General features: G+C 62.8%; 12 protein-coding genes. 6 read left to right on the forward strand and 6 right to left on the reverse strand.

All coding sequences use genetic code 11. The features are described from left to right. Nucleotides 1-3: 3 nt before the first annotated feature. Nucleotides 4-837, reverse strand: coding sequence for a DUF3097 domain-containing protein (locus tag Clow_RS09195; RefSeq protein WP_055178503.1), 834 nt, complete (start codon nucleotides 835-837; stop codon nucleotides 4-6). Between the two features lie 22 nt (nucleotides 838-859). Between Clow_RS09195 and Clow_RS09200 the strand changes: the two genes are divergently transcribed. Next, a complete protein-coding gene (locus Clow_RS09200) occupies nucleotides 860-1,567 on the forward strand; it encodes a hypothetical protein (RefSeq protein ID WP_055178665.1) in 708 nt (235 codons plus the stop codon). On the opposite strand, the gene Clow_RS09205 is transcribed toward Clow_RS09200, so the two are convergent. The 3 genes from Clow_RS09205 to Clow_RS09215 form a co-directional block, all read right to left on the reverse strand. Further along, nucleotides 1,531-2,592, reverse strand: a complete 1,062-nt coding sequence (locus Clow_RS09205; protein ID WP_055178505.1) for a ferrochelatase — start codon at nucleotides 2,590-2,592, stop codon at nucleotides 1,531-1,533. The genes Clow_RS09200 and Clow_RS09205 overlap by 37 nt on opposite strands. A gap of 38 nt (nucleotides 2,593-2,630) precedes the next feature. Then, on the reverse strand, nucleotides 2,631-4,352 hold the full coding sequence (locus Clow_RS09210; protein ID WP_069724613.1) for a DIP1281 family NlpC/P60 protein: 1,722 nt from the start codon (nucleotides 4,350-4,352) through the stop codon (nucleotides 2,631-2,633). A 396-nt stretch (nucleotides 4,353-4,748) separates the two neighbouring features. After that, on the reverse strand, nucleotides 4,749-5,261 hold the full coding sequence (locus Clow_RS09215; protein ID WP_055178509.1) for an Rv1476 family membrane protein: 513 nt from the start codon (nucleotides 5,259-5,261) through the stop codon (nucleotides 4,749-4,751). Between the two features lie 232 nt (nucleotides 5,262-5,493). Between Clow_RS09215 and can the strand changes: the two genes are divergently transcribed. The 5 genes from can to Clow_RS09240 are packed head-to-tail and all read left to right on the forward strand — an operon-like array spanning nucleotide 5,494 to nucleotide 11,312. Then, nucleotides 5,494-8,316, forward strand: a complete 2,823-nt coding sequence (can, locus tag Clow_RS09220) for an aconitate hydratase (RefSeq protein ID WP_211256952.1) — start codon at nucleotides 5,494-5,496, stop codon at nucleotides 8,314-8,316. Between the two features lie 9 nt (nucleotides 8,317-8,325). After that, nucleotides 8,326-8,886 (forward strand): TetR/AcrR family transcriptional regulator, encoded by a 561-nt coding sequence (locus tag Clow_RS09225; protein WP_055178513.1) that lies wholly within the window; start codon nucleotides 8,326-8,328, stop codon nucleotides 8,884-8,886. 45 nt (nucleotides 8,887-8,931) lie between these two features. Further along, nucleotides 8,932-9,684 (forward strand): glutamine amidotransferase, encoded by a 753-nt coding sequence (locus tag Clow_RS09230; protein WP_055178515.1) that lies wholly within the window; start codon nucleotides 8,932-8,934, stop codon nucleotides 9,682-9,684. Beyond that, on the forward strand, nucleotides 9,669-9,938 hold the full coding sequence (locus Clow_RS09235; RefSeq protein WP_055178516.1) for an ACT domain-containing protein: 270 nt from the start codon (nucleotides 9,669-9,671) through the stop codon (nucleotides 9,936-9,938). Before Clow_RS09230 ends, Clow_RS09235 begins: the two co-directional genes overlap by 16 nt. 9 nt (nucleotides 9,939-9,947) lie before the next feature. Further along, nucleotides 9,948-11,312, forward strand: a complete 1,365-nt coding sequence (locus Clow_RS09240; RefSeq protein ID WP_069724608.1) for a PFL family protein — start codon at nucleotides 9,948-9,950, stop codon at nucleotides 11,310-11,312. Here Clow_RS09240 and Clow_RS09245 read toward each other — a convergent pair. Beyond that, entirely contained in the window at nucleotides 11,309-12,979 is a 1,671-nt protein-coding gene (locus tag Clow_RS09245) for an AMP-binding protein (RefSeq protein ID WP_082418630.1), read from the reverse strand. The two genes, Clow_RS09240 and Clow_RS09245, sit on opposite strands and share 4 nt — an antisense overlap. 7 nt (nucleotides 12,980-12,986) lie before the next feature. Further along, complete coding sequence (locus Clow_RS09250) at nucleotides 12,987-13,823, reverse strand: GDSL-type esterase/lipase family protein (protein ID WP_055178520.1); 837 nt, start codon at nucleotides 13,821-13,823, stop codon at nucleotides 12,987-12,989. Between the last annotated feature and the right edge of the window lie 223 nt (nucleotides 13,824-14,046).

Genomic DNA, 14,046 nt, shown 5'->3' on the forward strand with positions numbered 1-14,046 from the left:
GGATTAGAGGAGGTCCGATTTGCTGAGTTCGGGGGTGGTCACAAAGTCCACCAGCCGCTCCACGGCCCCGATGAGGGTGGAATCCACGTCCCGGAAGGAGCCCACGGCGTTATACACCCGGCTCCACCCCTCCTTGGGATCGGACCATCCCAGGCGGCGGCACACCCCCGTTTTCCAATCCTCCCCGTAGGGCACCTCGGGCCAGGCCCGCATGCCCAGACGCTCGGGCTTCACCGCCGCCCAGATGTCGATGTACGGGTGCCCGGTAACCAGCACGTGCGGTCCCACCTGTTGAGTCAATCGCGTTTCCTTCGAGCCCTCCACCAGGTGATCGGCCAGCACGCCTACGCGGCGGTCGGGGCCGGGCTGGAACTCCGCCAGCCGCTCGGGCAGATGATCGAGGCCTTCGAGGTATTCCACCACCACGCCCTCCACGCGCAGGTCATGGCCCCAAATCTTTTCCACGATGGCGGCGTCGTGAATACCCTCCACCCAAATCCGCGAGGGCGCGGCTACCTTGGCCTCCACATTGCGCACGCGGCGCGAGCCGGAATTAGAACGCTGCGGGGCCTGCGGGGGCACGTATCGGCTCAGGCTCACCCGCTGCCCCTCGTAGAGGAAGGCGCCGGGGCGCATGTGAAAGAGCCGCTGGGTGCCGCGGCGATCCTCTAGCCGCACGAAGTCGCCGTCGTACGTGCGCTCGGTGCCGATGATCGCCCCCACGAAATCCTGGGCGGGTACCTCCACCACTTCCCCGGGTTTTGCGGGGATCGTCGGATAGCTGGGGCGCTGCGTGCGCGCATGCCCGGAGAAGATGTCTGCGCCGTAGGGATCCATGATGACCTACACTACTGGGATCATGTCTATCCGCCTTCACGTGTATTCCCCCTTGCAACACAGCGCCCTCTGGCTGGGCGCATGGCTCTACGGCAGGCAATCCACCGATGCGCTTATCGACGCCCTCCTGGACCTCCAGCAGCCCACCTCCGTGGAGGTGCTGCACCGGCTGCGTGCCACAGCAAAGCTCCACGGGGAAGAACCCGCCGTGCGATTAGTGCTCGCCGGACCCGCCCAACCCAGCGGCCTGCCCGCACCCGCCGACGAGCACGGGGCGCTGCTTATTCCGGCCGGTGACGACCACTATCACATGCTCATCGCCTTGCCGGGTGAGGAGGAATGGCACTGGCAGATGGTGGAAAACCCACCCGCTGCTCTCTATCTTTCCCCCGGTGAGGCCGATCTACGCCTGGCCGAGGCCACCCGGCAGGCAGCCAGCCTCATTGAGGCCCAAGGCCTGCGCACCAGTTCCCTGAGCAATCCCCGCCTTACCGTGGGCATGCTCAGCGACTTTTATGAAACCCCCGGTATTCCCGAGGACACCCCGCCCCGGGCCGCCAAACTCATCGCGCGGGCCGACCGCGTGGCCGCGATTATCGAGGCGCTCCTCGATCAGGCGGGAGACCACAGCCTCGACCCCGAGCTATTGGGGCTGTGGCGCTATATCCGGGAGGCCAGAATGACGGCGGTGGACTATGCGGTGCGAGAAATGGGCCGCTTGGCGGGCTGACAACACCCATCGTGGCAGGGCTCCCCGTTGATGGTGCAGCCCTGCACCGTGGTATTGCCCAGCATCTCGGGGGTGCGACCGGCGGTGATTTCCTCGATGAGGTCCACCACCATCGCGGTAAAGAGCTCCGTGGGGCCCGCGGTGCGGGTGCGCTCCATGTGCATGCCGCGCTCGTCGGTAGCCTGGCGCAACTCCGTATCGAGGTCCCACACCACCTCCATGTGATCGGAGATGAAGCCGATGGGACACACCACGATGTTCTTGATTCCCTCCTCATCGTGGAGGGCGCTGGCGTGATCCACGATGTCCGGCTCCAGCCACGGAATAGCCGGGCTACCCGAACGCGATTGCCACACCAGGTCGTAGTTCTCGATCCCGGCTTCCTGGGCCACCAATCGGGAGGCCTCGGCCACCTGGCGCTCATAGAGCCCCGAATCCTCGGGGCCACCCGCTGCCGTATTGGCGCTGAGCGGCACCGAATGGGCGGTAAAAATGGTGCGGGGATTCTCGCCGGGAGCAAAGCGAGCGTGGGATTCCTTCAGGGCCTCGGCCATCGCGGTGATGAACTTGGGGTGATCGTAAAACTGGCGCAGCTTGGTGAAGGTGATCTCGGGGAGGTCGCGCTGCGCTAGGTGCTGGCGAATACGCTGAATATCCTCGTCATACTGGCGGCAACCGGAATAGCCACCCCAGGCGGAGGTACTGAAAACGATGGCATTGCGCACCCCATCGGCGGCCATTTGTTCGGCGGTATCTTCCCCCAGCGGGTGCCAATTCCTATTACCAAAGTAGACGGGAAGATCCATGCCGCGTCGGCTCAGTTCCCCCTCGACATTGGCGATGATCTCCTTGTTCAACCTGTTCAGCGGGCTTACCCCGCCAAAGTGGAAGTAGTGCTCCCCCACCACTTCGAGGCGCTCACGCGGTATCCCACGGCCTCTCGTGACGTTTTCCAGGAAGGGCACAACCTCCTCCGGGGCCTCCGGGCCACCGAAAGAGAGAACGAGGAGGGCATCATAAGGCATGACACCAGATTACGACGCTGGGAAGAACCAGAGCAAAGCTACACCATGCGCACGGCGTACGGGCTCATTCCCGCCCAGCGCACCGGGGAAACCTGAACGTAGGAACCGGATTGAGGGGCTTCCACCATTTGGCCATCACCGAGGTAAATAGCCACGTGAGTATTGCCCGAGGGGCCGTAGAAGATCAGATCGCCGCGCTGCATATTGCTGGGGTCGATCTGCGTGCCGCGCTGGTACTGGTAACCCGTGTAGTGCGGCAGCGAGATACCGGCCCCGGCAAAGGCGTAGAGCACCAGGCCGGAGCAATCGAAGCCCACCTTGTTGTAATCACCGTAGGAATCGGCCACGCCGCCATCGCGGATACCCTGGCTGGGGCCACTGGCGGTACCGCCGCCCCAGGCATAGGGCTGCCCCACCTGGGAGAGCGCGCGGGCGATCACCGTCTCGATGATCTCGGAGCGAGCACCCTGGGCCGCGGAACTAGAGACCTCAGAGGAGCCACTGGAAGAACCCAGGGAACTGGAACCGAGGGCATCCTCCTCGGCGGGTTCTTCCTCTACGACCTCTTCTTCCGTGGTCTCTTCCTCGATAACCTCTTCCACGGTGGAGGAGGCTGCCGCGGGCTCCTCGTACTGCTCGCCGCTCTCAGCCGTGGTATCAGCCTCGGCGGTGATAGCGGCAGCGGTCTCCTCGGCGGTGACCTCCTCTAGGTAGGTCTCCTCCTCGGTCGTCGTTTCCACGGGTGCTTCGGTTGCGGTTGTTTCCTCTGCCACGGGCTCCGGGCTTTGCCGCTCGGCCACCTCGGCGGGGCGGGCCTCTTCCTCCGTGGGATAGGGGTTGGTCAGCTCCGTGTGCACCGGCTGGCGGCTTTCCACGGCTGCGGCGGCGGCCTCGGCGGCCTTGCGCTGCGTATTCTTCTCGGACTGCTCTGTGGCTTTCTTGCGCGCTTCTTCCGCCTGGCGGGCCTGCTCCTGCTCGCGGCGCTTCTTCTCCTCGGCCTGATACTTTTCAAAGTCCTCGCGCTGCTGAAGAAGGTTCTCCGCATTGCCCTTGGCGGCGTCCAGTTGCGTCTGCGCCCACTGCTGCTGAGCGAGTAATTGATCGTGCTCCTGGGAACTCGCCTCTAGGGCACGCGAGTTCTCCTCGATGGCAGCCTGAGCGGATTGCTGGGCCTCGGTGGCCTCGGCCTCGCGCTGCTCTGCGAGATTACGGGCCTCGCGCAGCTGCGATTCCTTATTTGCCGTGGCGGTGCGCGCCCGATCGAGGGCCTCAATAGCGGCACGCTGCTTTTCAGAATTAGTGCGCAGGTAGGTGCTGCGATCCAGGGAATCCTCCGAGGTGGTCTCGCCGGAGACTGCGCCTAAAGGATTCGAGGCCCCGCGGCGATACGCGGTGCGGGAAATCTCGTTGAGGGTCTTTTGAGCCTTCTCCAATTCCTTTTGGCTATCACCGAGCTCCGTTTTGGCTGCGGCGGCAGCCTGGCGCGCGCGCTCGGCGGTGCCCTGGGCATCGTGGAGATCCACGAGCGATTTATTTACCGCCTCGCGCAGCTCTCCCACAGAGAGTTCAAGGCTGGCAATGCGCTCTTGGGCGGAGGTTACCTGCCCGGCCAGCTGAGAGACAGAGGCCGCGTCGTTTTCCAGTGCCGCCTGAGCGCGCTCAAGGTCGGTATCGCTGGGATTGGCCGGGGTGGCCGCGACAGGAGCCACGGTGGCCAAGGAGGAGGCGCACACGATCGTGGCGATGCTGGCTCGCATCATACGTTTCACGAGCGCGGTGTTTTTGGAAGCGGATGTTCCCACAAGAGTCTCCCTTCGGAAGCGAATCGTCAAGCATTTACTCTTGACTATTCGCCCCGTGAAGCATGCCTACACGGAGGTGACGCACGGGCCGCATGGGGCCTTTGCGATGGAGAAGGTGATTCGCGGCAGGCTTCCCCACGTGCCCGAATCATCTCCCCACAGCTGCATACTCAAGCCTCACGGCTTGAAGATGGCCTCATGCAACTCGTGAGTCAATACTGAAACCATATGACACCTTGCCCCCTCTAGTCTCATTCACGTCAATATTCACACCAGTCAAACGTGTTTCATGGGGCGCTAAATGTGGGCTATCCAGCGGGAATGAAGAGAGGTTGCGTTGATTTGTGATTTCTATTACATAATCGGGCGATGTGCGTGTCGCTGCCGCGCCGTCAAGTTTTCCCTCTTGACTCTTGCATACCCCGATAGAGGCAAAACGATGCAGAGAAGTAGAAGGGAAAGGGATGTGGGAACCCAGGGGATCGACGAGCTATCCAGGTGCTGAGGATATTCGCGGATGGCGGTGGCGTAATTCGACGTGGTGAGGAAGTCCTGTTGCGCGCGCTCTAGATCATTGCGGGGATAGATAGAACTTACGACGGCCCCCGATTGCGGAGAGCGCACGAGGATCGTGTCGATCTCGGTGGAGTCGTGAAGCTCTTGGGCGACGTCGCGCAGATCGGATGTGTCTTTGGGGGTGAAGTCGAGGATTGCTACCCCGAAGGTTCCTTTGCCGGTGGCCTCGGCGGCGTCGATAGCTGCCACGAGGTCTCGGTACTGTGCGTCGGTGGTGCCACTTTTTACCGCTACCCCGTCCTTGCTGAGCTCTGCGCTCAGGGCGGTGAGGTCAAGCCGGTCCGGGATCATGCGCGTGCTTCCTTCCCTGTTATCTTCTGCCCCCTTTTATATAACGGGGCTTATAGAACGGGGGTGGCGCGGCGCGGGAGTTCATCAACAGAACGGTCGTACTGTTATGATGCTGTGAAACGAGGAGCCGGTGTGAGCCGGATAGTAGACTCGTGGACAAGCCTCGTGGTAATGCCGGACTCCGGCTCCGGCAACGAGTCTTTTCTCAACCCGTTAGGAAATGGAGCTCACTGTGATAGAAAGCAAGAACTCCTTTGACGCCAAGCGGAAGCTGAAGGTTGGCGACAAAGAGTACGACTACTTTGCTCTCGATGCCGTAGACGGCATGGACAAACTGCCCTATTCCCTGAAGGTGCTCGGTGAAAACCTCCTGCGCACCGAGGATGGCAAGAACGTCACCGCAGATCACATCCGTGCTATTGCGAACTGGGACCCCAAGGCGGAGCCCTCCACCGAGATTCAGTTCACCCCCGCTCGCGTGCTCATGCAGGACTTCACCGGCGTGCCCTGTGTGGTGGACCTGGCTACCATGCGCGAGGCCGTGACGGCCCTGGGTGGCAACCCCGATCAGGTGAACCCCCTCAACCCCGCCGAGATGGTGATTGACCACTCCGTGATCGTGGAGGCCTTCGGTGGCCCCGAGGCCCTGGCCAAGAACGTGGAGATCGAGTATCAGCGCAACGAGGAGCGCTACCAGTTCCTGCGCTGGGGCTCGGAGAACTTCTCCAACTTCCGCGTGGTGCCCCCCGGAACCGGCATCGTTCACCAGGTGAACATCGAATACCTCTCCCGCGTGGTCTTTGACAACGAGGGCGTGGCCTACCCCGATACCTGTATTGGTACGGACTCCCACACCACGATGGAAAACGGCCTGGGCATCCTGGGCTGGGGCGTGGGCGGCATTGAGGCCGAGGCTGCCATGCTGGGCCAGCCCGTCTCCATGCTCATCCCCAAGGTGGTGGGCTTCAAGCTCACCGGCGAAATCCCCGTGGGCGTGACCGCTACCGACGTGGTGCTCACCATCACCGATATGCTGCGTAAGCACGGCGTGGTGCAGAAGTTCGTGGAGTTCTACGGCAATGGCGTGAAGTCCGTGCCGCTGGCTAACCGCGCCACCATCGGCAACATGTCCCCCGAGTTCGGTTCCACCTGTGCGATCTTCCCGATCGACGAGGAGACCGTCAACTACCTGCGCTTGACCGGCCGCCCGGAGGAGCAGGTAGAGCGCGTGGAGGCTTATGCCAAGGCTCAGGGTATGTGGCTGGAGCACGACGCCCCCGAGGCCGAGTACTCCGAGTACCTGGAGCTGGATCTTTCCACCGTGGTTCCCTCCATCGCCGGCCCGAAGCGCCCGCAGGACCGCATCCTGCTCACCGATTCCAAGGCCACCTTCCGCGAGCAGTTGGGTACCTTCACCAACGATCCCATCTGCGAGGATGACTCCCCCGCTGCCGCCCGCATGGGTGCCGAGGGTGAAAACGAGGAGAACGCCGAGGTTTCCGTGGCGGGCTACAACTCCACCCCGCGCGGCCACGGCGAATCCGCCGCTGCCGGTGCCAAGGGGCGCCAGTCCAAGCCCGTGGTGGTGAAGTCCCCCAATGGCGGTGAGTTCACGGTGGATCACGGCATGGTGGCCATCGCCTCCATCACCTCGTGTACCAACACCTCCAACCCGTCGGTGATGGTGGGTGCTGGTCTGATCGCCCGCAAGGCGGCCGCTAAGGGTCTGACCTCTAAGCCCTGGGTTAAGACCATCTGCGCCCCCGGCTCTCAGGTGGTGGACGGTTACTTCAAGCGCGCCGATCTGTGGAAGGACCTGGAGGCCCTGGGCTTCTACCTTTCCGGCTTCGGCTGCACCACCTGCATCGGTAACTCCGGCCCCCTGCCGGATGAAATCTCCGAGGCGATCAATGAGAACGATCTCACCGCCACCGCCGTGCTCTCCGGTAACCGCAACTTCGAAGGCCGCATCTCCCCCGATGTGAAGATGAACTACCTGGCCTCCCCGATCATGGTGATCGCTTACGCCATTGCGGGCACGATGGACTTCGACTTCGAGACTCAGCCCCTCGGCCAGGATCAAGAGGGCAACGACGTGTTCCTGCGGGACATCTGGCCCTCCACCGAGGAGATCGAGTCCACCATCGCGGAGTGCATCACCCGCGAGATGTACGTGGAGGATTACGCCGACGTATTCAAGGGCGACGAGCAGTGGCAGAACCTGGACGTTCCCACCGGCGAGACCTTCGAGTGGGATGAGGATTCCACCTACATCCGCAAGGCCCCGTACTTCGAGGGCATGCCTATCGAGCCCGCGCCGGTGGAGGACATCCACGGCGCCCGCGTGCTGGCCAAGCTGGGCGACTCCGTGACCACGGACCACATCTCCCCCGCTTCCGCCATCAAGCCAGGTACCCCGGCCGCGCAGTACCTCGATTCTCACGGCGTGGAGCGCCAGGACTACAACTCCCTGGGTTCTCGCCGCGGTAACCACGAGGTGATGATGCGCGGTACCTTCGCCAACATCCGCCTCCAGAATCAGCTGGTGGACGTGCAGGGCGGCTATACCCGCGACTTCACCCAAGAGGGTGGCCCGCAGTCCTTCATCTTCGATGCCTGCCAGAACTACAAGGCCGCGGGCACCCCGCTCGTGGTCATCGCGGGCAAGGAGTACGGCACGGGTTCCTCGCGTGACTGGGCCGCCAAGGGCACCAACCTGCTGGGCGTGCGCGCGGTGATTACCGAGTCCTTCGAGCGTATTCACCGCTCCAACCTCATCGGCATGGGCGTGATCCCGCTTCAGTTCCCCGAGGGCTCCTCGCACGAGTCCCTGGGCCTGGACGGCACCGAGGTCTTTGACCTCACGGGTATCGCCGCGCTGAACGATGAGGCTGCGGGTATCCCGGAGACCGTGCACGTGACGGCCACCAAGAACAGCGGTGAGAAGATCGAGTTCGATGCCAAGGTGCGCATTGATACCCCCGGTGAGGCGGATTACTACCGCCACGGTGGCATCTTGCAGTACGTGCTGCGCTCGATGGCTAAGGCTCAGTAACTTCTCATCGTGCCCGTCATCAGCGAAGAAGAGCTGGAACGGCGCCGCCACGAGATACTTGAAGGGGCACGCAAGTGCTTTGGAGAGTTTGGCTATGAGGGAGCGACGGTGCGCCGCCTTGAGGCGGCCACCGGGAAATCGCGCGGGGCGATCTTTCATCACTTCGGTGATAAGGAATCGCTCTTCCTCGCCATAGCCCGGCAGGACGCGGAGCGTCAGGCCGATGTGGTGGCCGCCGAGGGCCTGGTGGAGGTGATGCGCGATATTCTGGATCACCCCGAGCGCCACGATTGGCTGGCCACTCGCCTAGAGATCGTGCGGCTTTTGCGCACCGATGCGGCTTTCCGTTCCCGATGGCAACAGCACCAGGAGGTGCTGGATCAGGCGGTGCGTTTCCGCCTACAGCGCAACGCAGAGCAGGATCGCATGCGTACCGACGTCCCGGTGGAGGTGCTTATCATGTACCTGGAAACCGTGATGGAGGGGCTTATCTCCCGGTTGGCCTCTGGGCAGCCGGTGGAGGGCTTGGCCCGCATGCTGGATCTTGTGGAGGCCTCCGTTCGTAAGTAGACCGCTTAGTTCATATCTCCCCCGGGATGATATAGACTAAGCGGTATGTCTTTGTTCCTCCTGCTTTCTCCCCGCCGCGGTGCAGCCGTGGCGGCCTCCGAATACCGGGACTTCCTGAACGCCACCGGCCTGCGCTCGGAGCAGTTGGAACAACGAATGCTCGATTCCGCAGAATCCCGAGTGGGCTCACTGGAAGGATACGCGGGCATTTTCGTGGGAGGCAGCTCCCTCAACATGACCACTCCGGTCTACGATGCCTGGCAGCGCACCGTCATCCGCGAACTCTCCGCGCTTATCGACGGCCCCCTCCCCGTCTTTTTCGCCTGCTTCGGCACCGCACTCATCACCCAGGTACTCGGCGGCGAGATCGGTCACGAGTACGGGGAAAAGGCTGGGTCGAGCCAGGTGGAACTCACCGAGGCCGGGCGCGAGGATCCCCTCTTTGGCTCCCTGCCTTCTTCTTTTATGGCCCTGACCGGGCACACGGAGTGCGTGCTCACCCTGCCCCCGCAGGCCGTGGCGGTAGCCAGCGGCCCCACCTGCCCGGTGCAGGCGCTGCGGGTGGGCCGCCACACGTGGTCGAGCCAGTTCCACGCGGAGATGAACCCCGAGGGCATGGCCAGCCGCATGAGTTTTTATCGCAACCACGGCTATTTCAGCGAGGATGAGTATGACTCCATCGTGGAATCGCTGCGGGACGTGGATACCCAGCACGCGCACCAGATTCTGCGCAACTTTGTGGAGTACTGCCGCTGCCTCATCCCCGATTACACTGGCAAGGTATGTATGCCATCATGACCGTCACCGGCGAGGACCACACGGGGATCATCGCCGCAGTGACCACCGCCCTTGCCCACCAGGACATTAATATCCTCGATGTTTCCCAGACCCTCATGGATAAGTGGTTCACCATGATTCTGCGGGTGGAGTTTGAGGAGTCCCAGCGCGGTATCGCGGCCATACAGCAGGAGATGGCCGAGGTGGAAAAGGAGCAGGGTTTGACCATCCGCCTGCAATCGGAGGCGCTTTTTAGCGTCGTCAACGAGATTTAAGGGGCGGCCATGAGCTTGAGCTTTAACCCCGGATCGGTGCTGGATACCATCGAGATGATCCAGAAGTACCGCCTGGATATTCGCACCGTGACGATGGGTATTTCCCTGTTAGAGTGCCGCCGTTCCACGATGGCAGAAACCGCCGAGGCCATCTATGATCGCGTGACCACCCAGGCTGCTCGCCTGGTGGAGGTCTGCGAGGGCATTGAGGCGGAGCTGGGGATTCCCATTGTGAATAAGCGCATCAGCGTTACCCCGGTGGCCCTGCTCTGCGGTGGGTTGGAGGGCAACCCCGCCGATCTTGCCCGCGCGCTCGATCGCGCCGCCACCGAGGTGGGGGTGAACTTCATCGGCGGCTATTCCGCGCTGGTGGAAAAGGGCGCCACGGCTGCCGACGCCCGCTTGATCTCCTCCCTTCCCGAGGCCTTGAGCGAGACCAAGGTGGTGTGTTCCTCGGTGAACGTCGCCTCCTCTCGCGCGGGAATCAACATGAACGCGGTGCGGGATCTGGGCGTGGCCATCAAGGACGCCGCGCAGGCCACGGCGGATGATGCCGCCATTGCCTGCGCGAAGTTGGTGGTCTTTGCCAACGCCGTGGGCGATAACCCCTTCATGGCCGGGGCCTTCCACGGCGTCGAGGAGCCCGATTGCGTGGTTTCCGTGGGCGTTTCCGGCCCCGGCGTGGTGGGGCGCGCCCTGGGCTCCCTAGAGGGGGCGAGCCTGGATCAGGTGGCTGAGGAAGTGAAAAAGGCCGCCTTCAAGATCACCCGCACCGGGCAACTCGTGGGAACGATGGCCGCGCAGCGCCTGGGCGTGCCCTTTGGGATCGTGGACCTCTCCCTTGCTCCCACGGCGGAATTGGGCGATTCCGTGGCGCATATCCTGGAGAACATGGGGCTGGGCCAGGTGGGCACGCACGGCACCACCGCGGCTTTGGCGCTGCTGAACGATGCCGTGAAGAAGGGCGGCATGATGGCCTGCTCCCGGGTGGGCGGACTTTCCGGTTCCTTTATCCCGGTCTCCGAGGATAAGGGGATGATCGACGCGGTGCGCTCCGGGGCTATTTCCATCGACAAGCTAGAGGCCATGACGGCCATTTGCTCGGTGGGCCTGGATATGATCGCCATTCCGGGGGATACCTCCGCCGAGACGATCTCCGCGATGATTGCCGATGAATCCGCCATCGGGGTGATGAACCATAAGACCACAGCCGTCCGAGTGATCCCGGTGCCGGGAACCACCCCAGGCCAGGAGGTGAACTTCGGTGGGCTTTTGGGCTATGCCCCGGTGATTGAGGTGAACACGGTTCCTTCCACCGAGTTCATCCAGCGCGGAGGTTTTATCCCCGCGCCGGTGCACGGCTTCCGCAACTAGCTTTCGCTCGGCTGAGGAAGTTTGCGGGGCACGACCTTCCCGGCGTCGTTACGCGGGAGAGAATCCATCCAGCAGATGAAATCCGGGATATTGTGCTGGGCGAGGTGGGATCGCACGAGGTTGCGCACGGTATCGGCGCTGAGCCCGCGCCCGGCCTCGGATTCCTCGCGCACGATATAGGCATCTAGGCGGGCGATAATGTCGTTGCGCACGCCGCGCACAAAGACGTCGGCAATGCCTTCTTGGCGCAGCAGGAAATCCTCTACCTCGCGCGGATACACATTTTCGCCGCCCTTAATCACCATGTCATCGCAACGGCCGTGGACGTGGAGGAAGCCCTGGGCGTCGAAGTGCCCGTAGTCTCCCGTGCTGAGCATGTGGTCACGCACATCGACGCCATCGCGCTTGGAGAGGTATCCGATCATGGATTCGGAGTTGGCGCTGTAAATGATGCCCTTCTCCCCCGGCGCGGCCAGGGAGCCATCTTCTTTGTATAGCGCGATGCGTACGCCGGGGGCGACGGTACCGGCACGGGTGGGATCCACGGTGAGTTCCGGTCCGCTGGCGGAGGCCACCGGGCCGTGTTCGGTGGAGCCATAGAAGTTGCACACCACGGGGCCAAAGCGGGCGTGAAGAGCCTGGATCAAGGTGGGCGGGATGGCATTGCCGGAGGAGGCGATGAACTCCGGGGGACGCAGCTGGCGCTGTTTCTCCTCGGGCAGAGCCTCTAGGGCCTTATCGAACTCGCGCAGGAATACCGCGGCGGAGAGGATACCCGTGACTCCGTAGCGCAGGCAATCCTCCACGGCCTGCTGGGGATCGAAAACGCGGCGCAAAATGGTGGTGGACTTGGTGGCAAAGGTGAGATTGACGTTGAGCCAGCCCCAGGCGTGGTACGTGGAGCAGGTCATTTGAATCACGCCCTCGCGCCGCCAGGGAATCTTAGGCAGAAGGCTGGCGGCTACCGCGGGAGATTTGGGGACGCCGCGCACCACACCCTTGGGGGTGCCGGTGGTGCCTGAGGACATGATGACGGTGGGGCCAGGGGTGGGGCGGAATTGTAGGCGCGGGGCCGGGGCCTGCGCTAAAGCGGCTTGGTAAGAGACGGCATCGAGGCCTTCGGCATCGCCGTAGCCGACGATGATGGGGAGGCCGGGGACGTCAAGAGTGGGGATAAACTCCGCATCCGCGATCACCACGGCGGCACCGTAATCCATGATGGTCCGCGAAATCTGCTGAGCGGAGGAACCGGGGTTGATAATCATGGGTACCGCACCCAGGTAGGTGCAGGCGGCCAGGGTCATGGGGGTGATGCGACTATTGCGCGCGATGATCGCTACCTGGGAACCCTGCTCTACTCCCCTGCTTTGGAGGGCCGCCGCCAAACTCAGGGCCTGGCGGTGCAGCTCCGCATAGGAGATTTCCCCCATGTCATCAATGATGGCCGTGCGCCTGGGGCAATAATGCGCCGCGGTGTTGAGGAAGGTGCCCACGGAGAAACCCCACCGGGCGTAACAGCGAGCCCAGTTAGCGAGGTCGCTGGGGCTTTTCAGGCTGAGTATCCCGGCCCGCAGAATGTGCGGTACTGCGTGGACGAAGGATCGAGCCTGCTCTCCCAGCGGGACGGGTAGAGCGACAGGTTGTTCCATGCGGAAGCGATCAGACATGATTCCCCTAGCTTGCGGCGACGATTTCGGAGGTCTTGGTCACGCCCAGGTCCGTCATGTGGATGGGGACGTTGCGGGGCTGGCCAAAGTCGATGGCGGCGCCATACCAGCGCTCACCATCGGGGGCGCACATGCCGTGGCCCATCGAAGCGGAGCGCAGGTCGATGTACTGCACCCCTGCCTGGGCGGCGGCGTCGCGGTTCATGGCCTCTGCCATGTTTTCTAGATCGGTGGTCAGCGGCACGCCCTCGAAGGAATGAATGTTATTGCCCAGCTGCACCAGGCAGGTACCCACGTTATCGGAGATGGAGGGGTACCCCACTACCTTGATGGCGGCATTGGGGGCGGCCTGGCGGATGCGGTTGATCTGCTCCACCATCGCGGCCACAAAATTGCGGTGAATCTCCTCGGGCTTCTTCATATCCGCGAGGTTGAGATACGTGTCGTTGAAGCCGATTTGGATAAGCACCTCGCGGGTGCCGCCGTCGAGGGCGCCCTGTGCGATGGCGTCGTTAATCTGCGCGGAGATGCGCTTGCCGCCGGTGGAGGCGGAGGCGCCGGGGCAGGAATAATCGTGGGCCTCCATTCCCTTGAGGCGCGCCACCTGCTTAACCATGCCGTTGGGATCCGAGGCGCAGTGGTTGTGCACGTTCTGCTTTTGTTCCTCGGGGATGGGCAGGCCCGCGGAGAGGTGATCGAGGGCGCGCGGATTGGCCATCACGGAATCGCCAAAGCCAACGAGGGCATTGGGGGCGGCGGTGGCGGGTATGGTGCTCATCCCCAGTGCGATGGCAGCAGATACGGCGGTGACGAGGGCGCGGTGGGGCAGGGAACGGAGACGCATTGCTTTGGGCAGTCCTTACTCTATTGATGCGATACCTACGGGGTGGATGTTACTGGTGTGAATTGAGATCATACTAACCTCTTTATTATTTTGTTGGCAAAATGTGCACCGATTGTCTGTGTTGCTTGCCAACGGTTCCAGCAACGTTCCAGGGATACTTTACTCATCGTGGGCCGTGATGGAACTGTTACCTACCCCGCAGTTTCCGGGGCTCTGCGGGGAT

The sequence above is a fragment of the Corynebacterium lowii genome (assembly GCF_001412085.1).
Classification (GTDB): domain Bacteria; phylum Actinomycetota; class Actinomycetes; order Mycobacteriales; family Mycobacteriaceae; genus Corynebacterium; species Corynebacterium lowii.

Coding starts and splice junctions, on each gene's coding strand:
- Clow_RS09215 (WP_055178509.1), bottom strand. CDS start 5,261: ATGATCCCGGACCGGCTTGACCTCACCGCCCTGAGCGCAGAGCTCAGC.
- Clow_RS09230 (WP_055178515.1), top strand. CDS start 8,932: ATGTCTTTGTTCCTCCTGCTTTCTCCCCGCCGCGGTGCAGCCGTGGCG.
- Clow_RS09210 (WP_069724613.1), bottom strand. CDS start 4,352: ATGATGCGAGCCAGCATCGCCACGATCGTGTGCGCCTCCTCCTTGGCC.
- Clow_RS09200 (WP_055178665.1), top strand. CDS start 860: ATGTCTATCCGCCTTCACGTGTATTCCCCCTTGCAACACAGCGCCCTC.
- Clow_RS09240 (WP_069724608.1), top strand. CDS start 9,948: ATGAGCTTGAGCTTTAACCCCGGATCGGTGCTGGATACCATCGAGATG.
- Clow_RS09250 (WP_055178520.1), bottom strand. CDS start 13,823: ATGCGTCTCCGTTCCCTGCCCCACCGCGCCCTCGTCACCGCCGTATCT.
- Clow_RS09235 (WP_055178516.1), top strand. CDS start 9,669: ATGTATGCCATCATGACCGTCACCGGCGAGGACCACACGGGGATCATC.
- Clow_RS09245 (WP_082418630.1), bottom strand. CDS start 12,979: ATGTCTGATCGCTTCCGCATGGAACAACCTGTCGCTCTACCCGTCCCG.
- Clow_RS09195 (WP_055178503.1), bottom strand. CDS start 837: ATGGATCCCTACGGCGCAGACATCTTCTCCGGGCATGCGCGCACGCAG.
- Clow_RS09205 (WP_055178505.1), bottom strand. CDS start 2,592: ATGCCTTATGATGCCCTCCTCGTTCTCTCTTTCGGTGGCCCGGAGGCC.